Genomic DNA, 25,037 nt, shown 5'->3' with positions numbered 1-25,037 from the left:
AAACTAAAATCCGAGTATTTTCCTCAATTTTATTCGCTTAAATTTCATACTGCTTATGTGAAATATATTTGTAATTAAATGAGTTTTTATGCCCTTTCAGCTTTTTGCAATTGCACCTGTTACAGCACTGTGTTATCAATAAATCAAAGCCTAAAAAACACATGACATCCGGAGAAAAACGATGGCCTATCAAAATATTTTAGTTCCAGTAGATGGCTCAGAAATTTCTTTTTCTGCTGTTCAGCATGCTGCAAAAATTGCCAAAGCTTTTGGCAGCCGACTTTACTTGATCAGCCTGATTGCAGAAGATCCTTTTACTGAGGCAGATTTTTATTATAGCTCTACAATTATGAAAGAATATTTTGCCCAGGCGCATGCCAATGCTAAAAACTCTTTAAAACAGGCGGCTGCTCTTGCAGAAGCAGAAGGTGTTGAGGCCGATACGCGCATTGTGACGGGCCTGGTGAATGCTGAACATATTGTAAATACAGCCCAAGAAGTTCAAGCTGATTTAATTGTCATGGGTTCACATGGCCGTAAAGGATTCCAGAAAATGATTCTGGGCAGTTTCGCACAGGATGTACTCGGCGCAACACAAGTACCTGTCATGGTTGTAAAAAAATAATCTGAACAATCTTCTGGTTTTTTGCGCACCTGAACAATGCGCAAAAAACTTTAAAGACTGCCCTTAAAAACTAAGTTTCTATTCCTTCAAATAAAATTTGGATCTGTCCCTCTTGTACTGCCCATAACCGTTATAACAATGATGAGGAAACACCATGCAAAATTACGATAATCTTCTGGTCGCACTCGATGAATCCTCGATTTCCTATGCCGCGGCAGAGCATGCCTTGGAAATGGCAAAGGTTTTTCATAGCAAAGTTACCTTATTAAGTGTTATTGCTGTCGATCCATTTAAAGGTGTCGATTTTTATAAAGTCGCGCCGGCAGTAACTGATTATTTTCTACAGGCAGAGCAACATGCCTTAGATCGTCTAACTGAACTAAAGGAAAGTTTTATTCGTGACGGCGTTCCAGTGATTACTAAAATTATTCATGGCATGGCGCCCTCGGAAGGTATCTTGCAGGCTTCTTTAGATTCACCGACTGACCTGATTATTATGGGTTCGCATGGTCGCAAAGGTTTGCAGAAGCTGATGCTCGGCAGTGTCGCACAAAATGTGCTAGCACAATCTGAAATTCCGGTCCTGATTGTAAAGCAGTAAATTTCTCCTATTAAAATAAAAAGCCTGTACTCGACAGGCTTTTCTTTTAACGCATTTTTTGGTTCAATTCATTCAGAAATTTTTCTGCATCCTGTTGACTGGCAAACACCTTTTTATGTTCAGCCGCCTGATGAACAGAATAAGGCGTATATTGGATAGAAATTTCAAATAGATTATTGACCGGTTTTTTACTAACCTGCAGCGCAATAATATGTTGAGTGTTTAGATAAAAACCATCTTCGATTTTCACTAACATCTTGAATCCCCCCTCATCATTTAATTGAAAGACATTTTCATAATTTCGATGCTTAGCAGAACAAGCAAGCGACGCTCTGCTGCAAACCATCTGTACACCTGTATGTGATAAATTAGGCAAAATCTGCTTTCAAATACGCCTTCCCTCCTTTTAGCAGAAATGACAAAGCCGGATCATCTGATCCGGCTTTTTTAATCATACTTTTTACACGTTCAGCATACTATTCAACGTTTCTGAAACGTTTTTAGATTTCACCACCGGCTTTAAAGCTTCGAGTTGGGCTTTGACTTCGCTACGCTGTGGTTCAATCAGCGTATACCAGCGAGATAATGCCTGCAGTAAACGTGAACCCACAATCGGGTTTTTCTCATCCAGATATTTCGCCAGACCAATATAATGCTCTACACCAAAACTCCAGCTATTGACCGGGTTGGCATTCAAGCCACCACTCACCGCACGGATACGGTTTGGTGTCTTCAGGTCATAATCCGGATGTGCAGTTAGCGCCTGAATCTCTTCTGCTGTTACTTGCGGATGAGCTGCTTGCAGCATAAACCATTGGTCGAGTGCCAGCGCCTCATTTTTAAAGCGGGTATAGAAGTCATCGAGCAGTGCTTTTGCTTGCGGTGCATCATTCCAGACCAGTACACGCAATGCCCCTAAGCGCTCAGACATATTGCGGGTATTTTGATATTGCTGCTCTGCCAGTTCAAACGCTGATTCATCTCCCTGACGTGCCATCATCATCAGTAGAATATTTTTCAGCGCACGTGTACCCATCGCCTGTGAGAAATCAGCTTGCAGATCAGGGTCAAGGCTCAGATAGATATCTTTGGCTGTCGCACCAAACGCACGTGCCAAAGTATGCAATAAGGCATCACGCTGTTCCTGAATCGTGGCCGGGCTATAATCCTGATCAATACGGCTGCCTAAATAGCCTTCAGATGGCACATCAAACAGGCGTGATGCCAGTAATGGATCTTTCTGGATAACCTCAGGCAGTGTCTTCAGCATGGTTTCGATATAAGTATCTGAAGGATGATTGTCCAGTAAAATACGTTCTAACAGGGTTTGTGCCGCCTGCCACTGGTTAAAACCATTGGTTTCATATTGCAGCAAGAACGCCAGCTCCTCATCTGAATAGTTAAATTCCAGATCCACCGGTGCAGAGAAATTACGCAGTAAAGACACCACGGGTTTACTGCTTACACCGTTAAATTCGATCGTTGCCTCATTCTGATCAAACAGGTATACCCCGTCTTTGACCGAATTTTCAAACAAGGCTTCAGAATTCAGGACCAGTTGTTCGCCGCTTGCTGCATCAAACAGGGCCAGAGCCACTGGAATTGGCACGGCTTTCAGATTCGGATATTTCGGATGCACTTTCAGGCTTTGTTTTAAGCTCAGGCGATAGGTTTGCGATGCCGCATCATAGTGTCCTTCTACGACCAGTTTTGGTGTACCTGGCTGGTTATACCAAGTCAGGAAGTTAGAAAGATCAACACCAGAACCTGCCGTTAAAGCCGCAATCCAATCCTCTACGGTAACGGCCTGACCATCATGACGGCGGAAATACTCATCTGTGCCCTGACGGAATTTTTCCTTACCCAGCAGGGTTGCCATCATGCGGTTAATTTCCGCGCCTTTTTCATACACAGTTGCGGTATAGAAGTTATTGATTTCGACAAAATGATCCGGGCGCGGCGGATGTGATAAAGGGCCTGAATCTTCCGGGAACTGATGGGCTTTAAGAACGGCCACATCATCAATCCGCTGCACAGCAGCAGACTGCAAATCTTCCGAGAAAGACTGGTCACGAAACACCGTTAAACCTTCTTTTAAACACAGCTGGAACCAGTCACGACAGGTAATCCGGTTGCCGGTCCAGTTATGGAAATATTCATGGGCAATGACAGATTGTACCCGCATGATCGCGGCATCAGTCGTATATTCCTCATCGGCCAGTACACATGAGGTATTAAAGATATTCAGACCTTTGTTTTCCATAGCGCCCATATTAAAGGCACTGGTCGCCACAATCATATAATTATCGAGGTCATATGGCAGGCCATAATGCTCTTCATCCCAACGCATAGAATGTTTAAGCGCTTCCATGGCAATCTTGCATTTTGGAATATCTTTTTCTTCAGCATAAATTTCCAGCGCCACATTTCGGCCTTCCGAAGTGACATAGGAGTCTTTCATGACGGCCAGATCACCAATCACGCAGGCAAATAAATAGCTCGGCTTCTTGGTGGGGTCTTCCCAAATGGCATAATGCCGGCCCTCGCCGGCTTCACCGGTTTCCAGCAGGTTACCATTCGCCAATAGCACAGGATATTTTTTATCTGCTTCGACACGCGTCGTAAATACTGACAATACATCCGGACGGTCAGGATAGAAACTGATCTTGCGAAAACCTTCTGGTTCATTTTGGGTAACAAACAGATCCGAACTGGCCTGATACAGACCTTCCAGCATGGTATTGGTTTCAGGATGAATTTTCACAACTGTTTCAATCACGGCCTGATCAGGCGCCTGAGTAATTACCAGTTGTTCACTGTCGAGCTGATAATCCTTTTCAGTCAACTGCTGACCATTTAACCTGATCGATTGTAGCTCCAGGTCACGGCCCAGCAAAACCAGAGGACCCTCAGTCCGACGTTGCATAACCAGTTTGCTACTCACCAGAGTATGATCCTCATAAACCTGAATATTCAGATCAATCGAATCAACCACGAAAACAGGTTTTTGATAGTCTTTTAAATAAATGGTTTGATCAGCTTCGATCACCGGATTCGCCGCAATATTCATATCCTGTCCTAATCTTTTATCGTTCTGACATATTCGATGTCAAAAGCATCTGTCAAATGATAAACACTGTGGGTGCTTTTCTTTTCCTAACTCTAATATGGGCGCTTAGGGCAGCACTTTCAATGCATTTTGTATAATCAGAGAGCAATTGTATCCCACGAAAAAGTCTCCCTGCCAAATGAGGAGAAGATTTGATATTTTTATAAGCCGATGCTTTGAAAATCAAGATAAGTGAATGCTGAGCTGAAATCTGAATCAGGGTGACATTGAAGCTCATCAAAGCTTAGCGCTTTATCTTTTCCCATTGAGCTCTTTTGTCCCAGCGCTTCCTGTTGTGTTCAGACTGCACTGATCGGCCCTGTCATCCTCTTGCCAGCTGTGTATAATCATCTTTCCTTTTTGAGTTTATATATGCCTTATGGTCTTTAATGTTCTGCAAAAACAGCTTGATGAAAGTACACAATGCCCGCTTTGCAGGGCGTCCATGTATTGGATTGAAGCGGAACAATATGATCAGGATATTAACTTTCATGAATGCAGTCATTGCCAGCATCAGCTTTATCCTGAGCAAAAGCACAACTGTTATTGTGAGCATTGTCTAGCACAGCGTAAACGGCTGCTCAAAGAAACCCGACTACAGGAAAATCATCAGCATCACAAGAAACAGGATCAACGTGAATATGAACTGACTCAGCTCAGTTTCCTGCATAAGCTGTTCTTGCTGGCTATTTTGGATGATCAGGTTCAGGAACATATTCATCATCACGAGTATATTGACTGGCAACAGATCAAATATCACATGATTAGCCCTAACTATTTGTTCCAGCAAGGGCTGATCAAAAATCTGCTGAGAGACCAGATTTTAATTCCTAAAGATATTGCTTCGGAAAACCAGCACTATTATATCAATGTCCGTCTGGACGGTTATTCTGAACCCAGCCTGTTTAGTATTGCCCAGCAACTGCGCGCCTGGTTTTATGAAAACCTGAGCAAAGGCGTACCTTTTAAAAGTTCAGATGAAGTCAAAGATGCCCTGTATACTTTACTGTATCAGGAAATTATTCAGTTTGCCCAGTTCTATTGTCGGACTTGGGGTATCCAGATTGCAGGAAACAAAAGCTTTCAAGCCTTCTGTTATCGCTTGCTGGATGTACTGGCCGTTGGGCAGATTTATTATCTGGTTCAGAATGCGCTGGAATATCTCTATAAGCAAAAAGCCCTACAACCACGTAATGAAAATTTCATCAATACCAATCTGTTAAAGAAAACCTTGCAGCAATACCGCGAACGCGCTCTCAATGAGAAATGGGAAACCTTTACCTTGCCACGTCCCACTCAGCTTCCTTTAAGCAAGATGAGCGGCATCCTGTTTTATCGTCTGCTGGGTTATGATGAAAATATCTTTTTTCAGCCGATCTGGCGCTCATGGCATAAAATCGAACCGCGGCTAAAATTTTACTCGCAAAAACGCTGTATGCACTGTGGCTCACAAGAACTGTCTGTTGACTATGATGCCAGTGACTATGTCAGCTTGTTCTGCCGTAATTGCAAGCATCAGGATCACTATTTTACGCGCTGACCGGCTTCCTCCACAGTTTTCTATTTTTAGAATTGATCATTATGAATACGTCTTCATCCCACTTAGAGCACATGCTTCTTGAGCAGATCTGTGAAGCCTGGCATCAACTTCAGCAAGAGCAGCCTCTGGTTCATATTATGACCAATGCGGTGGCCAGCAATTATGTGGCTAACGTCCTGCTCGCAGCAAATGCTTCACCGGCCATGATTGACAATCCCTATGAGGCTGAAAGTTTTATCAACATTGCAGCTGCACTTAGTCTGAATCTGGGGACACCGACCACCGAACAGGTCGAGGCCATGCAAATCGCTGCGCGTACAGCCCATAGCTTAGGCAAACCCTGGGTACTGGACCCGGTCGGTTATGGATCAGTATTACACTGGCGTTCAGCAGTCGTGGATCAGCTTATCAACGATCAGCCGACGATTCTACGCGGCAATGCTTCAGAAATTGGCAGCATGGCTGGCAAGAAGACTGAATCCAAAGGCGTAGGCAGCACCGTAGATAGTGCCGAGGTTTATTTACAAGCCGAATGTCTGCTTGAACAAACCCCATGTATCGCGATTTCAGGTGAGTCAGATTACATCATTTCCAGAGACTATCCGGTGCTTCAGGTACTTGGTGGCTCATACTTGCAACCCCGCGTGACGGCGACAGGATGTGCGCTGGGTGCCTTGATTGCCGCATATAGCGCCGTGGCGGCGCCGGTGATTGCTGCCTTGGCTGCCCATGTACATTTTTCGATTGCAGGTCAACGGGCTTTTCAAACATCCCGGCAGCTCGGGCACTTCAATGTCGCTTTTCTGGATGAAATTCATCAGCTTAATATCGATAGCATCAGCCAGCAGGCCAATTTTAAAATTTTGCACCCTTAAACCAGATTAGCCAAGAGGTTACCTGCTCTCAGGCAAGTTCATGCTGTATAGCAAGTCACTTCCTATCAAGCAATCCCTAAAACTTAATGGCCAATTCAGGCCAAATAGTTCTAAGTGGATTCTGTAAAATACTGAAATAAGGATTATCTATCTTTTAAACCCATACTCCAGTTTATCTTTCCTGATAGGACAGTCTTCTTTAAATACCTGGATATAAAAAAACCAGCTGTCATGACGACAACTGGCTGGTTTGACTTATTGATAATAGTAGCTATTTAGCAGCCTATCCAACCGGGTAATGAATACTCACCGTCTTAATCCGGTTATTTTCAACGTCAGTCACCTTGAACTGAATACCCTGATAGTTCAATTCCGTCCCTACTTCAACCGCAGTATGGGTCTTGTCCAGAATCAGACCTGCAACACTGATATAGCCTGAATCCTCCTCAATCAGATCCATCAGGCCCAGCTCAAGTTCAAGCTGATAAAGATCCAGCATGCCTGAAGCTTTCCAGTGATTCTCATCAATTTTGACCAGATCCAGCTGCTCATCAGCATCCGGAAATTCACCAGCAATTGCCTCAAAGACATCCAGCGGTGAAATCAACCCCTGTACATGTCCAAATTCATCACTGACCAGTACCAGAGAGCCTTTCGAGGCACGTAAGGTATTGATTGCATCAATCACTTTCATGCGTTCAAAAATATAGATCGGACGATGACGCTTGATTAAGGCTTTGAACTCCTCCGGCTCATCCAGAACATCTAACAGCTCTTTGGCGCGTACTACGCTCAGGACTTTATCCAGCCCACCACGGCATACAGGAAAGAGACTATGTGGCACCGACAGAATTTTTTCCCGGATTTCTTCAGGACTGTCATCCAGGTTGACCCAGGAAATCTGGTTGCGCGGTGTCATAATTGAGGCCACAGAACGCTCGGCAAGTGTTAAAACACCTCCAATCATATAGCGTTCTTCATCTGCAAAGGCTTCTTGTGCCTCATTTTTTTCAGTTCCCGCAGTCTCAATACGCCCGCCCATCAACTTGAGAATAGAGTCTGCAGTACGGTGACGTAAGGGAATTTTAGCTTCATGTTTAGCAACATTACGCTGGCTAAACTGATTGAATGCTTCAATAGCAATTGCCACGCCAATACCAGAATAGATATAACCTTTCGGAATATGGAAACCAAAACCTTCGGCAATCAAGCTGATTCCAATTAATAGCAGGAAGCTGAGACACAGAATAACCACAGTCGGATGCTGGTTCACGAAAGTAGTTAATGGCTTAGATGCAAATAGCATGACGCCCATCGCAATCACCATCGCGGCCATCATGATGTAGATGTTATCAACCATGCCGATGGCAGTAATCACCGAGTCCAGAGAGAATACAGCATCAAGAATCACAATCTGAACCACAACAGCACTAAAACTTGCGTAGGCTACATTTGTTGTAACTTTAAGCTCAGGCTTTCCTTCAACTTTTTCATGCAGTTCCCCCACAGCTTTATAGACCAGGAATAAACCACCGAAAAGTAAAATCAGATCACGTCCAGAAAATGTTAAATCAGATATTTGAATTAATGGCCGGGTCAGGGTGACCAGCCATGAAATTGCAAATAACAGCCCCAAACGCATAAACAAGGCCAGAGACAGGCCTATCACACGTGCCTTGTCTCGCTGCTCAGGAGGTAATTTTTCCGCCAGAATCGCAACAAAGACCAGGTTATCAATACCTAAAACTATTTCAAGAATAACAAGTGTTATTAAACCTACCCAAATTCCGGGATCTAATAAAAACTCCATTAGACACCCACCCCATTTGAGTCATTCAGAGAACAAGATGGAAGATGAGCACACGGCGAAGGATCCATTCAATTTTAACCTTTTTAACTTAGATTCCCACATTATGCATAAAATCAGAATTCTATGACCAATTAATTTACACAAAATTTACACGAGATTTACCAGAAATTTTCTCCTCCAGCCCCCTTTAAGCTGTTTTTTAACCGACAAATTTATTTTCTAAATAACTTATTACAAATTCTTTTAAAAGCTTTTATCTATTGAATAAAGTACCAAACTGATCGGGTGTGTTCGATAAAAGATCTTGTTAAGAACGGATTTTTCTATGCCCGTAAAAAATTATTGACTCATCAGTTCAATCTATTCAGCAAAGAAAAAAATCCGACAAAGTCATACTTCCATTCCTATTTACATGAATAACATTATTTTTTTTAAAGAATAGAGGCTTTATATACAGGCTAGAATGCTGATTTAATATATTTTTCTTATATCAAAAAGCTTGAAATTTGCACATATTATTGATTAAGATAACGTCTAATTTTTTGGGGGCTAATCAGTGAAAAATCTGATGTCGTTTGGTCTGTGATTACACTTTTAATTGATTAACCATCAGAACCGCCCTGAATTCTTGGGATTAAAGCAATTTATAAATAGTTTGGTTTTTATATTAAGAAGCTCTTAAAAAATGCCAAACAATTAACATTTTCTAAATAAAGGTTGAAACACATATAAACTTTTTCATAAAATGTTAATGCTTTAAAACAATAAATAAAAGGAACACTTTATGACTAAAAAATATGCAAAATTTCTACCTTGTGCCGACGACTTTAACCTGGAAAATTTTCCTTATTACTGGGTGACTCAAGTGCATGCGCAATATGTATTAAATGTAGACCACGCGCTGAAAAAATATGGGGTAGATAACTCGCGTCGCCGTATTCTTCTGGCTCTAAAGTCCAAACCCCATGCCAGCGTGTCCGATCTCTCTGAAATGGTGGTATCGAAAATGTCGACCACCACCAAGATCGTTTATCGACTCAAAGATGAAGGTTTAGTAGAAACTTATTCTTGTGAAGATGATGCGCGTATCACACGTGTCGTACTCACAGAAAAAGGGATGCAAATGACTCACAAGATTAACGACCTGACCAATGTGGTACTTGAACAGTCTTTTGATGGGCTTACTCCACTGCAAATTGAAAAGACCATAGAAAGCTTACGTCATATTTTTAAAAATTTGGCTCGTTAAAGTGTTGTTCTTTCTTGTCTAGTGGGCGAAATCAATAACTATAATAATGCACGATCCGTCATGAGTTGCTAGAATTTCAAGAATCAAAAAAGTTCAGTTGCAAACTGTCTTTCTTGATTCTTTCTTTTGGCACATGTGAGCATTCAAATTCTTCGACTGGAAAGCCTTCTACAAAGCTGCGTATATCAGCATGCTTCAAGCTTAACCACTCCTCCAAACGCTCATGTGGAATCACAATCACGGAGCGTTTAATATTGCCCGGCTCATGAAAGTCTTTCATCATGGGATGGTCGATTGCATCCATGGTAAGCATGGTGGCAGAGCGCACCACTTCATTCTGTATGCGTGCAATTTCATACAGCGCTGCAATAAAGGTCGCTTTGCCATCTTTACGCCTTACTCCCCAACGCTGCGGTTTATGATCAAAGTATTTTGACTCATAAAACTCTGATACTGGAATCACCCCAAATTTGCACTTTGCTGTTGCCTCGGCAAAAGTCGGTTTTTGTAATAAGGTTTCATTTCTTGCATTGTAGGTTTTCAGCCCAATTGTTTTATCTTCTGCCCATTTGGGAATTAAACCAAAATTTACTGAACGCCATTCTAAAGCCTGGCCAGAATTAAATAATAAAGGCACAGCATAATTTGGATACACTTCCTCAACATATTCAAAAGGAATTTCCGGCAATCCCAAATCATGTAATTGTTCTACAGTTAACGGCTTAAAATTGGCGCACATGGCTCACTGAACGTAATTTCTCTCTTGCTAATTATAAGCCATGTTCTGCCTAAACACCTGTAGTGATTTTATACAGCTTCGTATCATGCATTAGGTAGTGTAACCCACTGGGTACGGGTAAATTCCTCAAAAATCCAGCGTCCATTAAACCGCCCCAAGCCAGAGTTTTTCTCACCACCGAAAGGAGCATTTGGCTGGTCAGCCACCGTTATTCCATTGATATGGCTCATACCAATATCCAACTGTGCCACAAAGTCCAGACCGCGTTCCATATTCGAGGTACATACCGCACTAGACAGGCCAAAACGGGTATCATTCGCCAGTTCTAAAGCATGAGCTTCATTACGGGCTTTCAGGATCGGTAAAATAGGTCCAAAACTTTCCTCTTGTGCCAGTTCCGTTTCAGGTGCGACTTGAGTAAAAACATGTGGATAAACCAGATTCCCCTCAATTCCCCCTTCATAAACCAGCTGGGCGCCCTGTTCTTTGCCTCTTTGAATCAAGTGCTGATGTTTCTTGACTTGACTCTGGTTAATAATCGGCCCGATCAGAGTTTCAGGCAGATTAGGATCCCCGACAGGAATAGTTTTGATCCGCTCAAGCAGTTTTTCTACATATACATCATGAAGCGAAGCATCTACAATGACACGATTGGTGCTCATGCAGATTTGCCCTTGATGAATAAAGCGTCCCATTACGGTTAACTCAACCGCCAGATCCACGTCAGCATCGTCCAGAATCACCAAAGGAGCATTTCCGCCCAATTCAAGCGCTATCCGTTTTATTCTGCTACTGGCTAAAGCCTTGGCGCCTACATTTTGTCCGACTTCGGTAGAGCCAGTAAAAGAAATCATTTTAGGCACCGAATGCTCAACAAAATAATCACCAATTTCGCTGCCTGCACCCGCAATAATATTCAGTACTCCTGCAGGAACACCCGCTTCTTCAAATAATTTTCCGAGTAATGTTCCACCTGTCACTGGCGTATCACTTGCCGGTTTGAGCACCACAGTATTACCACAGGCAATTGCTGTTGCGACAGAACGCATAGATAAATGAAATGGAAAATTCCAGGGACTAATTACCCCAATGACCCCCAAAGGCTTGCGCAATACCCAGCTTTTACGTTGCGGATCCTGGCTTTGCAACTCTTCAGTCTGCAACTGATCTGGAAAACTTTGGCTTTCTTTAATAATGCCCAAAGCCGCTTCGACTTCAAGACCCGCTTTTAGACGGGTACTCCCGGATTCAACAATCAGCCAGTCAATGATTTCTTCACGGCGTAACTGAATAATTTGGTGCAATTTATGCAAAACATCCTGACGCAATTGCACTGATTTCAGCGCAGCTTCCTGAAAAGCCTTAATTGCAGCAGCATAGGCAGCCTCCACATCTGCCGTACTGGCTGCCTGTAAATTAAAAATAAGATCCTGAGTATAAGGATTAAGGTTTTGAATAATTTTTTGTGAGCGGCCTGGCTGCCATTTTCCTGCAATAAACTGCTGATCCAGAGCTGTATAATGTACCATTCTGTTACCTATTGTTTTTGATCTCTCTACTTACTTTATCAGAACAGTTTGGCTTTGCCAGTTCATTTCCTTTTGGCTAGGTTAGCGTTCTCCCATTCCGCTCAGGCATAAAAAAAGCCCCCGAAGAGGCTTTTTTAAATTAACAGGAATTAATCACCTGTATAACCTTTAAGTTTCAAACGTGCTGCGTGTAATAGCGGCTCTGTATAACCTGAAGGCTGTTCGCCTCCTTTAAAGATCAAGTCAGAAGCTGCCTGGAACGCAATATTGTTTGCAAAGTCGGCTGACATTGGCGTATACAATGGATCATTGGCATTTTGCTCATCCACAATTTTTGCCATGCGCTGCATCACATCTTCAACCTGCTCACGCGTTACGATACCGTGACGTAACCAGTTCGCTACGTGCTGGGAAGAAATACGTAAAGTTGCACGGTCTTCCATCAAGCCCACATTATTAATGTCTGGCACTTTAGAACAGCCCACACCCAGATCAACCCAACGAACCACATAACCCAAGATACCCTGACAGTTATTTTCCAGTTCTTTTAGCTTCTCTTCTTCAGACCAGTTAGTGTCAGTCGCAAGAGGTGGGGTTAACAAGTCATCGAGTGGCAATGCTTCAGTTGACAGTAATTCCTGCTGGCGGTCTGCCACATTGATTTGATGATAGTGAATTGCGTGAATTACTGCACCAGTAGGAGACGGAACCCATGCACAGCTTGCACCTGCTTCTGGATGCTCACTCTTGGTTTTGTACATGTCTAGCAGCATGTCCGGTTTTGGCCACATGCCTTTACCAATTTGTGCTTTACCACGTAAACCGGTTTGCAGACCCACCATCACGTTACGATTTTCGTACGCTGGGAACCAGATTTGACCTTTCACTTCACCCTTACGAACGAATGGACCCGCTTCCATAAAGGTATGAATTTCATCACCGGTACGGTCCATGAAACCTGTATTAATGAAGATCGTGCGATCTTTAGCTTGCGCAATACAGTTTTTCAGGTTGACAGATGTACGACGCTCTTCATCCATAATACCGATTTTCAGGGTTTTTGCAGGAAGACCGAGTGCCTGTTCAGCGCGCTCAAACAGCTCAACCGCAAATGCAACCTCTTCAGGACCATGCATTTTTGGCTTCACAATGTACATAGAACCTTTACGTGAGTTCTTGATCGTGTTTTCACCTTTGATGTCTGCAAAAGACAGCAATGGCGTAATTAACGCATCCATGATGCCTTCGTAAATTTCAGCGCCATCGACCAGGATCGCCGGGTTAGTCATTAGATGACCTACGTTACGAAGTAACATTAATGAACGGCCATGAAGCTTGGTCTCGCCGCCTTCCAGGTTTTTGAATGTACGGTCAGCATTCAGTTTACGAGTAATGGTCTTGCCATTTTTCTCGATAGACTCTTCCAGCGTACCTTTCATCAGGCCTAACCAGTTACGGTAGCCTTCAACTTTCTCTTCTGCATCTACGGCCGCGATAGAATCTTCTAAATCCTGAATAGTCGTTACCGCAGCTTCAAGAACGATGTCTTTTACGCCGGCTGCATCTGCCTGACCAATCTGGCTATCTGCATCAATCTGGATAATTGCGTGCAGGCCATTATTTTTTAATACGATTTCAGATGGTGACGCTGCTTCGCCATTAAAGCCAACAAATTGTGCTGCATTTGCAAGAGTGGTCGTTGAACCATCTTTTAAACTAACAACCAGCTTGTCGCCCTCAACCGCATATTGCGTAGCCTCTGCATGTGAGCCTTGCGCCAGCGGGAAAGTTTCATTCAGGAAGTTTTTCGCGAATGTAATAACCTTCTCACCACGTTTAGGGTTATAGCCTTTACCTTTTTCAGCTCCATCTTCTTCAGAGATGACGTCGAAGCCATAGAGTGCATCATATAATGAACCCCAGCGCGCATTGGCTGCGTTCAGGCAGTAACGTGCATTACGTACTGGAACCACCAGCTGCGGGCCTGCCAGTACTGCAATCTCTTCGTCTACGTTCTCAGTGCTGATGCGGAAATCTTCTACTTCTGGTAGCAAGTAGCCAATTTCAGTCAAGAAAGCTTTGTAAGCTTGTAATTCAAATGTGTTATTGCGATGCCATTCATCAATTTTAGCCTGAATCTCATCACGCTTAGCCAAAAGTGCTTTGTTTTTAGGGCTAAGATCAACAACGACTTGTTCAAAGTTTTTCCAGTAGGTTTCACTGTCCAAACCAGAACCTGGTAGTGCTTCATTTTCGATAAAATCGTAAAGTTCTTTAGCAATCGCTAACTTGCCTTTTTGAATACGTGCAGTCATTGTCTTTCCTGATATTGCTACTTTTTATACAAGAGATTCTAGTATACCGATTAAAATCTAGCTGAATAGTATTATCACATTGCTAAATACCGAGCATTTTTCCAATATGAATACCCTCATCATATTCATATAAGATCGTATTTAATTCGTGGATCTATCATTCTGCTAAATACCCTAATGACAGTGTATAAAGTTTTTGAAATGGAGACATTAGACTTAAGTTCAGATTTTTGAATAAAAGTTGTCCGTTCTTTTTATACAAGGTCATATTTAGATCAAGATTAAGCCATGTTTAATCGCGGTTGTCGACTCTTTCAGATTTTATGCTGATAAAAAAAGTGCCGGTTGAAGACCAGCACTTTTGACTTTTATTCAGGCTCACTTGAGGCAATTTTTTCAATCTGGCGATGCTCTGAGCACAGATATTCATCCGACTGCATCTCTAGCAGACGTGAACGGGTCCGTTCAATTTCAAAGGCCAGCTTCTCACCTTGGTAAATATCAATGATATTATCCTCCGAGGTGAGCAGCAATTTGACTCCACGGTCATAAAATTCATCGACCAGATAAATAAAACGGCGGGTTCCGTCGTTCAGGAAATCGGTTAAATGCGGCACATTACTGACCAGCACAGTATTATAAATATTGGAGATTTCAATAAAGTCAGCAGGACTGCGCGGTTTTAGACACAACTCTGAAAATTCACACCATAATACGTCTTCAGTATGTGCCACTGTTTCTACGATACGATTATTGATAATAATCGGTTCCTGAGATTGAACCTGGGTCTGGGTCAAGGCCTTAAAGCGTTGAGCCATCCAGTTTTTATTTTCATGCGTTAATGGATATTTAAACAGCTGTGCCTGCTTTAGCACACGCAGACGGTAATCCACGCCTGCATCGACATTTAGAATCACACAATTTTTCTTGACCAATTCAATCGTAGGCAAAAAGCGATCACGGTGAATACCGTTTTTATATAGACCATCCGGTGCAATATTGGAAGTTGCCACCAAGGTAATCCCACGCTCAAAGAGTTTCTGAAACAAATCGCTCAGAATCATGGCATCCGTAACGTTGGATACAAAAAACTCATCAAAACAGATAATGACCGCTTCTTTATAAATTTGATCGGCCACGGAATCTAATGGATTACGCTGGCCCGATAATTTGTTTAATTCACGATGTACATATTGCATGAAATGATGAAAGTGCATGCGGGTTTTGCGGCGAAATGGAATCGACTCATAAAACTGATCCATCAACCAGGTTTTTCCACGTCCGACACCGCCCCACATATATACCCCTTTGGGCGCAGTTTGGCGACGAAAACGGCGGAAGGCTTTTTTAGACGCCTTAAAACGCTGTATCAATTCCAGCCAGACACGGTTCAATTCATGTACTGCCATGGCCTGTGCATCATCCGGCATAAACTGCCCTGAAGATAAAGCCTGCGCATAACGTTCTGCAGGAGAAATCGGATTAAAAGCGGTACTGTGCTGAGAATTAAAATCGGACATAAAATTTCGTACTATTTAGGATCAATTTAATTATAGCGAAGTTCAATGATCACGCTATAACACTTTGGCATAAACAAACTTAGGCTATTTTACATATTGTCGCGGACTTTGCCCAAACCAACGCTTAAACGCATGATTAAAAGCCGCCGGCTCAGAATAGCCCAAGAGCTCTGCAATCATTTCAATGGAATACTGTTTATACTCAATCAACCGCAAAGCTTTGTATTTAATAATCTCTTCTCGAATCTGCTTATAACTGGTCCCCACTTGCTGTAACTGATGGCGCAAGGTGCGCTCCGGAATACTCAGGGCTTGTGCAGTTTCTGCCATTGTCGGCATCATCCCGTTTTGCAACTCCAGATAATCTTGTACCCGCTGTACCACAGTCGGTGTATTTTCATCTTCATGCAAACGCTGCACTTCGGCCAGACATTTAGCTTCATAGAGTGCAAAAGTCACTGCATCCTCTGAAGGAATCCTGATATCCAATACCGCTTCATCAAACCAGAATGCAGCACTTGTACTCGAATACTGAAGCTGCGGACCATAATAGTCACGGTACATTTTCTGGATATCAGGATCTTCCGGCTGGGCAAATGGCAGCTCGACCTTTAGATCAGGCCTGGCCAATCCCATCATTCTGTAAATATCCTGAATAAACTTATAAGTTCCTGAAATTTCACATTGGGCACGAAGTTGACCCAGGGGGGTCAGTAAATCTTCAGGCTGATAACACAACGCCACCGCATGCGCTGAACGCTTCAGGCTTAAATGTCCTGTCAGATGTGTCAAACCCTGATATTCAATGCCTTTTTTAAGCACCGTAGCGATATTATCACTGGTCACCAGCAACATCAGCAAAGGTCCATAGCCAGCAAGTGCATAATGTTGTCCAATTTCCAGGCCTGCCTCTGCTGCAACAGATTCACCAATCACCCTGAACACATCTTTTTCAAGCTCAGGATGAATCACAGCTGCAGGATCAAGAGCATCTGCATGTATACCAATACCCTGCAAACGCTCATCCACATCTACGCCTGCCTTGCGCATTCCCTGAATTATATACAGTAAACCCAGAATTGATCTTTTCATAAGTTTTTCAAATTCAGAACGTCTTTTATTTTTTACTATATTAAGGCACAGTTGCAAATTGCCGAATATATCAATATTAATGTCATCGGCATCATGTTATCGCGCTAGAAACTCTATTATGCTGGGTTAAAAAATGTATATCAGGAATATAAAAATATGCGAGATGCATCATCTACACAGAATATTCAAAAAACCACAATAGCAATTATAGGGGCTGGATTTGGTGGCCTTGGCATGGCCATACGCCTGCTCCAGTCAGGAATCAGAGACTTTATCATTCTTGAAAAAGCAGATGATGTCGGTGGAACATGGCGTGAAAACCAGTATCCCGGTGCAGCATGTGATGTACAGTCGCATCTGTATTCCCTGTCCTTTGCCCCGAAGACCGATTGGAGCAAACGTTATGCCGAAGCTCCTGAAATTTTTGCCTATATTCAGGATCTGGCTCAAAACTATAACCTGAAAAACTACTGTCAGCTTAACAGTGAGGTAAAATCGGCAAGCTATCAGGAAAATGACTGCGAATGGCATCTAGAACTAAACAATAATCGTAAAGTGATTGCTCAGTTCATGGTCTTGGCTTCGGGTCCCTTGCATGTACCTCAAATTCCTCATATCAAAGGCATTGAAAAATTTAAGGGTAAAGTATTCCACTCCTCCCACTGGGATCACGAATACAATCTGACTGACAAAAATGTTGCCTCAATTGGCACCGGTGGCAGTGCTATTCAGTACATTCCAAAAATTGCAGTTGAAGTCAAAAACCTGTATGTATTCCAGCGTACCGCAGCCTGGGTAATTCCACGTGATGAGCGGGTCTATCCTGCTCTGGATAAAAAACTGTTCAGCCGCTTTGACTGGTTCCGAAAAATTCACCGTGCGCGGCTTTACTGGTCGAATGAATCGCGGGTTGTACCTATTGTTCAACCACAGATCATGAAATATGGACAGAAACTGGCTGAAGCGTTTATCCGTTATCAGGTCAAGAATAAGGCCACTGCAAAAAAGCTGACCCCTGACTATATTATGGGATGTAAGCGCATCTTGATTTCCAACACCTACTTCCCGACCTTCAACCGTCCAAATGTTGAACTGATTACTGAAGGCATTCAGGAGGTTAGGGAAAATAGTATTATTACCCAAGATGGGAAAGAACGTCCTATCGACTGCCTGATTTATGGAACCGGCTTTATTACTGATCCCAGAATCTATCTAAACTCCTTTGCATGTTATGGTCAAAATGGTCTTGAACTGAAAGATGTCTGGAAAACGGGAGCGGAAAGTTATTACGGCATCTGCACCAAAGGTTTCCCGAACCTGTTCCAATTGCTGGGTCCCAATACCATACTTGCGCACAACTCGGTTATTTTTATGATCGAATCCCAGATAAATTATATTCTACAGCTGATTCAGCTGGTAAAACGGACACAATGCGAAGCCATCGTAGTAAAAGACGATACTCAGGAACAGTTTAACCACGATATTCAGGAACAGCTAAAAGGTACAGTATGGCAATCGGGCTGCGTCAGCTGGTATCAGCAGGATGGTGGTAAAAACTTTGCCCTCTGGCCAACCTATACCTGGAAATACTGGTTACAGACCCGCAAACCAAATCCGGCAGCTTACAGATTGCTGAATAAATCTTCAGGAAACCGTGCAGCTTAAACATGATTTGGTCATAATAGGCAGGTATTCCATTACCTGCCTATTTGTATGCAATCTTTGTGGCTTATTTTTCAGTTACTGTTTTGTCTGTTTTTCGGCTTTGTTCTGGCAAAAAGAATTCCGGAGTGGCTGGAAAAATTCGCTTTTAAAATATTGCCTTATTTTACCTATATTCTATTGATTGCGATTGCAATTGAGTTTTCTCAGACGCTGCACAGCATTACCAGCCCATCGCTAATTCTCTCTAGTTCCCTCAGTATTGCGCTTGCAACTTCTTTAGGCGCTTTTATCTGCTGCTATGCGCTCTATAAAGCTATAGGTGTTACGCCCTTGCAGGGAAAGGTGTCTGCTGAATTATTGCTAAGCTCCCTGATCAATATCAGCTATGCCTTCATTGCACTTGGTTTGGGTTATGCAATTGCTGAATTTTCCAGCCACCATGATTACAGCTTGCATATCAGTACCTGGCATTTATTACTGGTCTATATGCTGCTAATCGGGCTTGACTTAGCCTATTCTCCCCTGGATAAATCCTGGCTGAACTGGCGCATCATGCTGGTTCCTGTGGGCTGTATTGTAGGCTCATTATTGGGGGTGGTCTTATATTCGTTCTGGAACTCGCACATCGCCTTAAAAGACCTGATCATGCTCTCACAAGGATATGGTTTCTATTCAATGTCCGGTGTGGTCGTAACCGAACTCAAAAATGCAGAGCTTGGCAGTATCGCACTGATGAATGACCTGTTCCGGGAGATTTTTGCCATTCTGTTTATGTACATGATCGGATGGCGCTATCCACGTTCTGCAATTTCATCTGCCGGCGCAACCGCGATGGATGTCACTTTACCCATGGTGAAACAGGCATGTGGCAATGACTTTATTCCTCATGCGATGGTTAGCGGTTTTGTGTTATCGGTATTGGCACCGATTTTAGTCAGTGTATTGGCGGCAATCTAAACCGGGTTTTAAACTCTGACTCATCACCATTTGCGAAAATCTCGCCTTGTTTTAAAGAAAGACTAGAAAATTGCAAACCTAATCATTATTTCTTAGCGTCTATTTTCTTTATCCATAAAAAAAGCCTTCCAGTTGAAAGGCTTTTTTATGCTGCAAGACTTACAAAGTCAGCAAAATATCTTTTAACATCTGACGAGGATTTTCCGATTTCGTAATCGGACGGCCAATCACTAAATGCGTAGCACCATCTAGCATCGCCTGCTTTGGTGTCAAAATACGCTTTTGGTCATCGGCACTTGAGCCTTCTGGACGAATACCCGGGGTGACCAACGCAAACTCTGCACCTAAATTTTCACGCAGCATTTTTGCTTCTTGAGCTGAACATACCACCCCATCCAGACCGCTCTCTTTAGTCAATTTCGCAAGACGCTTAACCTGCTCAAAAGGCTCAATATCAAGCCCCAAATCCGCCAGATCTTCACGCCCCATTGAGGTTAATACTGTTACTGCAATCAGCTGGGTATTATAATTCCCGGCTTTTAAACGCTCGACACAGGTTTCCATCATTTTACGTCCACCCGAAGCGTGAACATTCACCATCCATACACCCATATCCGCAGCAGCACATACCGCTTGTGCAGTTGTGTTTGGAATATCGTGAAATTTTAAATCTAAAAATACTTCAAAACCTTCACCATGTAAGGCTTTAACAATAGAGGAGCCCTCATGGGTAAATAGTTCTTTACCGACTTTTACACGGCATAATTGAGGGTCTAATTGTCCGGCAATGGTCATTGCGTCATAATGACTTTTCGCATCTAAGGCAACAATAATACTCATGAGGAGACCCTTCAAACTGACAAAATTAAGGCATTATACGGATTAAGCCAAAAACGACCAAGAATATTTTTAAAATCAATTTAAAATTCAAACCAAGCTTTTTATTTTTATAGTCTTTAATAGTGTAAAGCCTAATAAAAAACGCCTTTGAGCTGAGCTTAAAGGCGCTGAAATTAATATATTTGCATATTCAGTCAAGACCTCTGACTGCATACACTAATTTAAAGGGGTGTAGATGGTCGATCATTAGGGTTAATATCTAATACTGTTTTTTCATGGCGGCTCTGGGCAGCAGCCTCAGCAGCCATCATTTTCGCAGTATTTAACTGTTCTTTACGCAGATGATCAATATCTTTATGGAGTCGTTTAATTTCCCAACTGGTTTGAAATACACGGAATACTTGCACGCCCAATAATAAGCCAACAACGATCCCTAAAGATAAAGTAAGTAACAGTAATAGCCCCAGACGCATGGCTGGAACCTGAGTGAAAAGCAGGTCTACTGATAACTCGGTGCCATTTTGTAAAACAAGAGCCAATGAATAACCAAAAAGTACCAGTAAAAGAACAACCAGAATGTAACGCATAGCTACCCCGTAAATATTATGGCTTCATTGCCGATTCGTTTACTGCGTCACGTAAGGCTTTACCAGGCTTGAAATGTGGAACAGCTTTTGCTGCCACTTCTACTGACTTACCTGTTTTTGGGTTACGACCCACACGAGGCTCACGATGATGCAGTGCGAAGCTACCAAATCCGCGGATTTCAATACGGTTGTCGGCTGATAAAGCCTCAATCATTTGATCAATCATGATTTTAACCGCTTCTTCCACCAATGGCTCAGCCAAATGTGGATTTTTCAATGCAATACGCTCTATTAAGTCAGACTTATTAAGTGCTTCAGTAGTCATCTGCGACCTCTTTAATTATCAAGCTACTTGGGATCTATTCCCAGATAATAACCTGTTTAAATACAAAACGGTAGCGCAATAATTAAATACTACGCTACCGTTTACAGTATTTGTATAGAAAGTATCAGTTAACTTACATTAACAATACATTCCATCATCTACTATTAATTGTTCATTTGCGCCTTAATCAAGTCACCAATAGTCTTAGGACCATTGTCTTGAGCTACAGCAGTAGTTTTCAGGTTAGCAACTGCTTCTTTCTCTTCAGCTTCATCTTTCGCTTTGATAGACAAGTTGATAGAGCGAGATTTACGATCTACGTTGATAATCTTAGCTTCAACTTCTTGACCAACTTCTAAGAATTTAGTCGCATCTTCAACGCGGTCGCGATTGATTTCAGATGCTTTAAGAGTTGCTTCAACTTCGTCAGCTAACTTAACAGTAGCGCCTTTAGCGTCAACTACAGTTACAGTACCTTTAACCAGCGCACCGCGTTCGTTAGCCGCCAAGAAATCGTTGAATGGATCGCTGTTCAACTGCTTGATACCAAGGCTGATACGGTTGCCTTCAGCATCTACAGACAGGATAACCGCTTCAACAGTGTCACCTTTCTTGTAGCGACGGATAGCTTCTTCGCCTTGCTCGTTCCAAGAGATGTCAGACAAGTGAACCAGGCCATCGATACCGCCTGGTAAACCGATGAAGATACCGAAGTCAGTGATTGACTTGATCGTACCTGAAACTTTTTCACCTTTATCGTGGTTCTTAGCAAACTCTTCCCATGGGTTAGCACGAGTTTGTTTGATACCAAGAGAGATACGACGACGCTCTTCATCAACTTCAAGAACCATAACATCAACTTCGTCACCGATCTGAACAACTTTAGATGGGTGGATGTTTTTGTTTGTGTGGTCCATTTCTGAAACGTGTACTAAGCCTTCAACGCCTTCAGCGATTTCGGCGAAGCAACCATAGTCAGTTAAGTTAGTTACACGAGCTTTAACGATAGAACCTTTAGGGTAACGGCTCATGATCGCTAACCATGGATCTTCGCCTAATTGTTTAAGGCCTAAAGATACGCGGTTACGCTCACGGTCGAACTTAAGTACTTTAACAGTAACTTCTTGACCTACTTCAACAACTTCTGATGGGTGCTTGATACGTTTCCAAGCCATGTCAGTGATGTGAAGAAGACCGTCAATACCGCCAAGGTCAACGAACGCACCATAGTCAGTAAGGTTCTTGATTGTACCAGTAACTGTTTGACCTTCTTCAAGCTGAGCAAGAAGTGCTTCACGGTCAGCTGAAGATTCAGCTTCCATAACCGCACGACGTGAAACAACAACGTTGTTACGTTTAGCATCAAGCTTGATAACCTTGAACTCTAACTCTTTACCTTCAAGGTGAGTCGTGTCACGGATAGGACGAGTGTCTACAAGTGAACCTGGTAAGAACGCACGTACTGGACCGATGTCAACAGTGAAACCACCTTTAACTTTACCAGAGATAACACCAGTAACGATTTCGCCGTCTTCAAAGATTTTTTCAAGTTTAGTCCAAGTTTCAGCGCGTTTAGCTTTTTCGCGTGAAAGAACTGTTTGACCCATACCGTTGTCAAGTGCTTCAACAACTACGTCAACTGTGTCGCCTACTTGAACTTCAAGTTCGCGTTGTTCATTTAAGAACTCCGCACGGTCAACAACACCTTCAGATTTAAGACCAGTGTCAACAGTTACCCAGTCAGAGTCGATGCTTACTACAACGCCCTGGATGACAGCGCCCTTTTCAACGTTGAGGTTTAATTCACTTTCTTCAAAGAGGGCTGCAAAAGATTCGGTCATGATATTTCCGATAAAGTCAGCGGTCTTGGATCAGACAAGGCCGGTTTAATTAAGCATCTACATAGTCCTTATAAAACTGATCAAGCTATGCATTTGCTGAAAAAATAGGTTATTTGGCTAAGCGCTGATTGACATAAGTGGTCATCAGCCGGAATACTTCATCGATATTCAGATCAGAACTATCGATAATGTACGCATCATCAGCAGGCTTGAGCGGAGCAACTGTACGCTCCATATCTCGTTTATCCCGCGCCTGAATATTAGCTAAAATGTCGTTTATTTTAACATCCAGCCCCATTCCCTGCAACTGCTTTAGGCGCCTTTGCGCACGTGATTCGGCCGATGCCGTCAAATAAATTTTGGCTTGTGCCTGAGGAAAAATCGCAGTCGCCATATCTCGACCATCGGCCACCAGGCCGGGCGCCTGTGCAAAAGCATGTTGACGCGCCACCAACGCTGCTCTAAGTTCAGGAATTGCGGCTACTTTTGAGGCAAACTCCCCCACCCGTTCAGTACGGATCGTTTGAGAAACATCTTCGCCCTCTAAAAGTACCTGAGTCCCGGCAATACTGCTGACAAACTGTATATCTAAATTTGTTGCAGATTGTATGCACTCTGCGAGCCGCTTATCCATTTCCTCCAGCAAGCCATGTTGATGCAATGACAGCCCTAAAAGACGATATAAGGCACCTGAATCCAATAGATGAAACTGATAATGGTCTGCCAGTTTCGCAGCCAAGGTGCCTTTACCAGATCCACTTGGACCATCAATAGTAATAATTTGAACTGTCATTACGTTTCCGTTGTTGTTTAAACAGATTTTGCAAGTTTTGCGAGTCCTAGTTTAATCCCAGTTTTTAACTGTGCAAGGATCAATTTACTGGTCAAAGGAACACGCGTCTGCAATTCGATAGTATAAGTCACCAAGGTTTTATCCGCCTCTTTTTCCTCAAACTCAATAATACCCAAATGATGCTTGATCAGAGGATTTTTAACAATTTTATATTCAATTCGCTGATTTTCTTCGAGTAAAGTAATCTGTTCCTTTAACGGTTTGACTGGACCGATTCCCATGCTCCGCACTGAACCCACTCCATCGGGACGTTCAGCATCAGCAGAATCCTTAATACGCTCGACCTGTAATGGCGCAAAGGCAATATTATAAGTTGCATGTTTGGACAGCAGATCAAAAATCTGAGCAACAGATGCGGGAAATTCTTTTTTGACTTGAATAGAGTTCATTATTTTTCCTGTGTATGACTTGTTTTAAGGTGAGAAAATTCTAGCGGATAATATTCATTTATTTTTGGGTATTGCGTAACTTTTCTTGTCGCTTGAGCTCACGCTTCTGTTCGCGGCGCTGCTTAAAAAAAATGCTCAGCTGTTCGGAGCATTGCTGCTGCATACAGCCTGCTTCAAAGGAAAAGACATGGTTATAATACCCAGTTTCAAAAAGCTTGCGGGCGCTAACCAAAGAACCAGCTTTCGGCTCGGTCGTTCCGAACACCACCCGAGATACGCGTGCATGTACCAATGCTCCTACACACATGGTGCAAGGCTCCAAGGTTACATAGAGTACAGCATCATCGGGCAGGCGATAATTTTGCAGATTATGGCAGGCTTCACGTAACGCCACGATTTCGGCATGGGCTGTAGGGTCGTTCAGGGAGATAGGCGCATTGAATCCACGTCCAATTACCTGCTGTTGACTTACAATCACTGCACCCACAGGAATTTCCCCCTGTTCGGCAGCCAATGCAGCCTGCTCATAGGCAAGCTGCATCCAGTCTTCATCTTTATAGTGTGTTTCAGACATTC

22 protein-coding genes are annotated in these 25,037 nt (G+C 42.9%); 7 read left to right on the top strand and 15 right to left on the bottom strand.

All coding sequences use genetic code 11. From position 1 onward, the window contains the following. The first annotated feature begins 181 nt into the window (after positions 1 to 181). Both NI467_RS09200 and NI467_RS09195 read left to right on the top strand, forming a co-directional pair. Positions 182 to 625 (top strand): universal stress protein, encoded by a 444-nt coding sequence (locus NI467_RS09200; protein WP_151203262.1) that lies wholly within the window; start codon positions 182 to 184, stop codon positions 623 to 625. A 154-nt stretch (positions 626 to 779) separates the two neighbouring features. Then, positions 780 to 1,226: a universal stress protein gene (locus NI467_RS09195; RefSeq protein ID WP_151203263.1), complete on the top strand. Its 447-nt coding sequence runs from the start codon at positions 780 to 782 to the stop codon at positions 1,224 to 1,226. Between the two features lie 46 nt (positions 1,227 to 1,272). Here the strand turns inward: NI467_RS09195 and NI467_RS09190 are convergent, their stop codons facing one another. Together NI467_RS09190 and pepN are read right to left on the bottom strand one after the other, a co-directional pair. Beyond that, positions 1,273 to 1,482: a hypothetical protein gene (locus NI467_RS09190; protein ID WP_253152458.1), complete on the bottom strand. Its 210-nt coding sequence runs from the start codon at positions 1,480 to 1,482 to the stop codon at positions 1,273 to 1,275. A 204-nt stretch (positions 1,483 to 1,686) separates the two neighbouring features. Continuing rightward, a complete protein-coding gene (gene pepN, locus NI467_RS09185) occupies positions 1,687 to 4,296 on the bottom strand; it encodes an aminopeptidase N (RefSeq protein WP_253152456.1) in 2,610 nt (869 codons plus the stop codon). Positions 4,297 to 4,714: 418 nt separating this feature from the next. Here pepN and NI467_RS09180 point away from each other — a divergent pair, with 418 nt between their 5' ends. Next, positions 4,715 to 5,875 carry a hypothetical protein gene (locus NI467_RS09180; RefSeq protein ID WP_253152454.1) on the top strand — a complete coding sequence of 387 codons (1,161 nt, stop codon included), beginning with the start codon at positions 4,715 to 4,717 and terminating at the stop codon, positions 5,873 to 5,875. Positions 5,876 to 5,916: 41 nt separating this feature from the next. Then, positions 5,917 to 6,750: a hydroxyethylthiazole kinase gene (thiM, locus tag NI467_RS09175; RefSeq protein WP_253152452.1), complete on the top strand. Its 834-nt coding sequence runs from the start codon at positions 5,917 to 5,919 to the stop codon at positions 6,748 to 6,750. Between the two features lie 283 nt (positions 6,751 to 7,033). Here the strand turns inward: thiM and NI467_RS09170 are convergent, their stop codons facing one another. Then, positions 7,034 to 8,560: a TerC family protein gene (locus NI467_RS09170; RefSeq protein ID WP_151205120.1), complete on the bottom strand. Its 1,527-nt coding sequence runs from the start codon at positions 8,558 to 8,560 to the stop codon at positions 7,034 to 7,036. A 784-nt stretch (positions 8,561 to 9,344) separates the two neighbouring features. On the opposite strand from NI467_RS09170, the gene NI467_RS09165 reads away from it, so the two are divergent. Continuing rightward, the gene (locus tag NI467_RS09165) at positions 9,345 to 9,809 is read left to right on the top strand and encodes a MarR family winged helix-turn-helix transcriptional regulator (protein WP_151205119.1); all 465 of its coding nucleotides are present in this window, start codon (positions 9,345 to 9,347) and stop codon (positions 9,807 to 9,809) included. 76 nt (positions 9,810 to 9,885) lie between these two features. On the opposite strand, the gene NI467_RS09160 is transcribed toward NI467_RS09165, so the two are convergent. The 5 genes from NI467_RS09160 to NI467_RS09140 all read right to left on the bottom strand — a co-directional run bounded on the left by NI467_RS09160 (position 9,886) and on the right by NI467_RS09140 (position 17,004). Further along, positions 9,886 to 10,548, bottom strand: coding sequence for an SOS response-associated peptidase family protein (locus NI467_RS09160; RefSeq protein ID WP_253152450.1), 663 nt, complete (start codon positions 10,546 to 10,548; stop codon positions 9,886 to 9,888). Between the two features lie 83 nt (positions 10,549 to 10,631). Then, positions 10,632 to 12,077 (bottom strand): aldehyde dehydrogenase family protein, encoded by a 1,446-nt coding sequence (locus NI467_RS09155; RefSeq protein WP_253152448.1) that lies wholly within the window; start codon positions 12,075 to 12,077, stop codon positions 10,632 to 10,634. Between the two features lie 149 nt (positions 12,078 to 12,226). Next, a complete protein-coding gene (locus NI467_RS09150; protein WP_253152443.1) occupies positions 12,227 to 14,392 on the bottom strand; it encodes a malate synthase G in 2,166 nt (721 codons plus the stop codon). 368 nt (positions 14,393 to 14,760) lie between these two features. Further along, a complete protein-coding gene (gene zapE, locus NI467_RS09145; RefSeq protein WP_151205116.1) occupies positions 14,761 to 15,912 on the bottom strand; it encodes a cell division protein ZapE in 1,152 nt (383 codons plus the stop codon). An 84-nt stretch (positions 15,913 to 15,996) separates the two neighbouring features. Then, the gene (locus NI467_RS09140) at positions 15,997 to 17,004 is read right to left on the bottom strand and encodes an AraC family transcriptional regulator (RefSeq protein ID WP_253152442.1); all 1,008 of its coding nucleotides are present in this window, start codon (positions 17,002 to 17,004) and stop codon (positions 15,997 to 15,999) included. A 156-nt stretch (positions 17,005 to 17,160) separates the two neighbouring features. On the opposite strand from NI467_RS09140, the gene NI467_RS09135 reads away from it, so the two are divergent. Together NI467_RS09135 and NI467_RS09130 are read left to right on the top strand one after the other, a co-directional pair. After that, positions 17,161 to 18,669, top strand: coding sequence for an NAD(P)/FAD-dependent oxidoreductase (locus NI467_RS09135; RefSeq protein ID WP_253152440.1), 1,509 nt, complete (start codon positions 17,161 to 17,163; stop codon positions 18,667 to 18,669). Positions 18,670 to 18,717: 48 nt separating this feature from the next. Next, positions 18,718 to 19,626: a lysine exporter LysO family protein gene (locus NI467_RS09130; protein WP_151205113.1), complete on the top strand. Its 909-nt coding sequence runs from the start codon at positions 18,718 to 18,720 to the stop codon at positions 19,624 to 19,626. A 159-nt stretch (positions 19,627 to 19,785) separates the two neighbouring features. Here the strand turns inward: NI467_RS09130 and pyrF are convergent, their stop codons facing one another. From pyrF to tadA, 7 genes are all read right to left on the bottom strand, one after another. Beyond that, positions 19,786 to 20,466: an orotidine-5'-phosphate decarboxylase gene (gene pyrF / locus NI467_RS09125; RefSeq protein ID WP_151206814.1), complete on the bottom strand. Its 681-nt coding sequence runs from the start codon at positions 20,464 to 20,466 to the stop codon at positions 19,786 to 19,788. Between the two features lie 221 nt (positions 20,467 to 20,687). Further along, a complete protein-coding gene (locus NI467_RS09120; RefSeq protein ID WP_151205610.1) occupies positions 20,688 to 21,053 on the bottom strand; it encodes a lipopolysaccharide assembly protein LapA domain-containing protein in 366 nt (121 codons plus the stop codon). Positions 21,054 to 21,069: 16 nt separating this feature from the next. Next, positions 21,070 to 21,378, bottom strand: a complete 309-nt coding sequence (locus tag NI467_RS09115) for an integration host factor subunit beta (RefSeq protein WP_151205611.1) — start codon at positions 21,376 to 21,378, stop codon at positions 21,070 to 21,072. Between the two features lie 164 nt (positions 21,379 to 21,542). Continuing rightward, positions 21,543 to 23,219 (bottom strand): 30S ribosomal protein S1, encoded by a 1,677-nt coding sequence (gene rpsA / locus NI467_RS09110; protein ID WP_253152439.1) that lies wholly within the window; start codon positions 23,217 to 23,219, stop codon positions 21,543 to 21,545. Positions 23,220 to 23,328: 109 nt separating this feature from the next. Continuing rightward, on the bottom strand, positions 23,329 to 24,012 hold the full coding sequence (gene cmk, locus NI467_RS09105) for a (d)CMP kinase (RefSeq protein ID WP_151206811.1): 684 nt from the start codon (positions 24,010 to 24,012) through the stop codon (positions 23,329 to 23,331). 17 nt (positions 24,013 to 24,029) lie between these two features. Further along, positions 24,030 to 24,461 (bottom strand): SRPBCC family protein, encoded by a 432-nt coding sequence (locus NI467_RS09100; RefSeq protein ID WP_253152437.1) that lies wholly within the window; start codon positions 24,459 to 24,461, stop codon positions 24,030 to 24,032. 58 nt (positions 24,462 to 24,519) lie between these two features. Further along, positions 24,520 to 25,035, bottom strand: a complete 516-nt coding sequence (tadA, locus tag NI467_RS09095) for a tRNA adenosine(34) deaminase TadA (RefSeq protein ID WP_151206809.1) — start codon at positions 25,033 to 25,035, stop codon at positions 24,520 to 24,522. Positions 25,036 to 25,037 lie beyond the last annotated feature (2 nt).

The sequence above is a fragment of the Acinetobacter sp. S4397-1 genome (assembly GCF_024129285.1).
Taxonomy (GTDB): Bacteria; Pseudomonadota; Gammaproteobacteria; order Pseudomonadales; family Moraxellaceae; genus Acinetobacter; species Acinetobacter lwoffii_C.
The sequence above is the reverse complement of the archived record's forward strand: the minus strand, read 5'-3'. Positions and strand labels throughout refer to the sequence as shown.

What these genes read in the sequence shown, in the direction of transcription:
- NI467_RS09155 (WP_253152448.1), bottom strand. Translation starts at nt 12,077, where the DNA reads ATGGTACATTATACAGCTCTGGATCAGCAGTTTATTGCAGGAAAATGG.
- NI467_RS09165 (WP_151205119.1), top strand. Translation starts at nt 9,345, where the DNA reads ATGACTAAAAAATATGCAAAATTTCTACCTTGTGCCGACGACTTTAAC.
- rpsA (WP_253152439.1), bottom strand. Translation starts at nt 23,219, where the DNA reads ATGACCGAATCTTTTGCAGCCCTCTTTGAAGAAAGTGAATTAAACCTC.
- NI467_RS09150 (WP_253152443.1), bottom strand. Translation starts at nt 14,392, where the DNA reads ATGACTGCACGTATTCAAAAAGGCAAGTTAGCGATTGCTAAAGAACTT.
- NI467_RS09140 (WP_253152442.1), bottom strand. Translation starts at nt 17,004, where the DNA reads ATGAAAAGATCAATTCTGGGTTTACTGTATATAATTCAGGGAATGCGC.
- thiM (WP_253152452.1), top strand. Translation starts at nt 5,917, where the DNA reads ATGAATACGTCTTCATCCCACTTAGAGCACATGCTTCTTGAGCAGATC.
- NI467_RS09115 (WP_151205611.1), bottom strand. Translation starts at nt 21,378, where the DNA reads ATGACTACTGAAGCACTTAATAAGTCTGACTTAATAGAGCGTATTGCA.
- pyrF (WP_151206814.1), bottom strand. Translation starts at nt 20,466, where the DNA reads ATGAGTATTATTGTTGCCTTAGATGCGAAAAGTCATTATGACGCAATG.
- NI467_RS09100 (WP_253152437.1), bottom strand. Translation starts at nt 24,461, where the DNA reads ATGAACTCTATTCAAGTCAAAAAAGAATTTCCCGCATCTGTTGCTCAG.
- cmk (WP_151206811.1), bottom strand. Translation starts at nt 24,012, where the DNA reads ATGACAGTTCAAATTATTACTATTGATGGTCCAAGTGGATCTGGTAAA.
- NI467_RS09195 (WP_151203263.1), top strand. Translation starts at nt 780, where the DNA reads ATGCAAAATTACGATAATCTTCTGGTCGCACTCGATGAATCCTCGATT.
- tadA (WP_151206809.1), bottom strand. Translation starts at nt 25,035, where the DNA reads ATGTCTGAAACACACTATAAAGATGAAGACTGGATGCAGCTTGCCTAT.
- NI467_RS09180 (WP_253152454.1), top strand. Translation starts at nt 4,715, where the DNA reads ATGGTCTTTAATGTTCTGCAAAAACAGCTTGATGAAAGTACACAATGC.
- NI467_RS09160 (WP_253152450.1), bottom strand. Translation starts at nt 10,548, where the DNA reads ATGTGCGCCAATTTTAAGCCGTTAACTGTAGAACAATTACATGATTTG.
- NI467_RS09200 (WP_151203262.1), top strand. Translation starts at nt 182, where the DNA reads ATGGCCTATCAAAATATTTTAGTTCCAGTAGATGGCTCAGAAATTTCT.
- pepN (WP_253152456.1), bottom strand. Translation starts at nt 4,296, where the DNA reads ATGAATATTGCGGCGAATCCGGTGATCGAAGCTGATCAAACCATTTAT.
- NI467_RS09120 (WP_151205610.1), bottom strand. Translation starts at nt 21,053, where the DNA reads ATGCGTTACATTCTGGTTGTTCTTTTACTGGTACTTTTTGGTTATTCA.
- NI467_RS09190 (WP_253152458.1), bottom strand. Translation starts at nt 1,482, where the DNA reads ATGTTAGTGAAAATCGAAGATGGTTTTTATCTAAACACTCAACATATT.
- zapE (WP_151205116.1), bottom strand. Translation starts at nt 15,912, where the DNA reads ATGTCCGATTTTAATTCTCAGCACAGTACCGCTTTTAATCCGATTTCT.
- NI467_RS09170 (WP_151205120.1), bottom strand. Translation starts at nt 8,560, where the DNA reads ATGGAGTTTTTATTAGATCCCGGAATTTGGGTAGGTTTAATAACACTT.
- NI467_RS09130 (WP_151205113.1), top strand. Translation starts at nt 18,718, where the DNA reads ATGCAATCTTTGTGGCTTATTTTTCAGTTACTGTTTTGTCTGTTTTTC.
- NI467_RS09135 (WP_253152440.1), top strand. Translation starts at nt 17,161, where the DNA reads ATGCGAGATGCATCATCTACACAGAATATTCAAAAAACCACAATAGCA.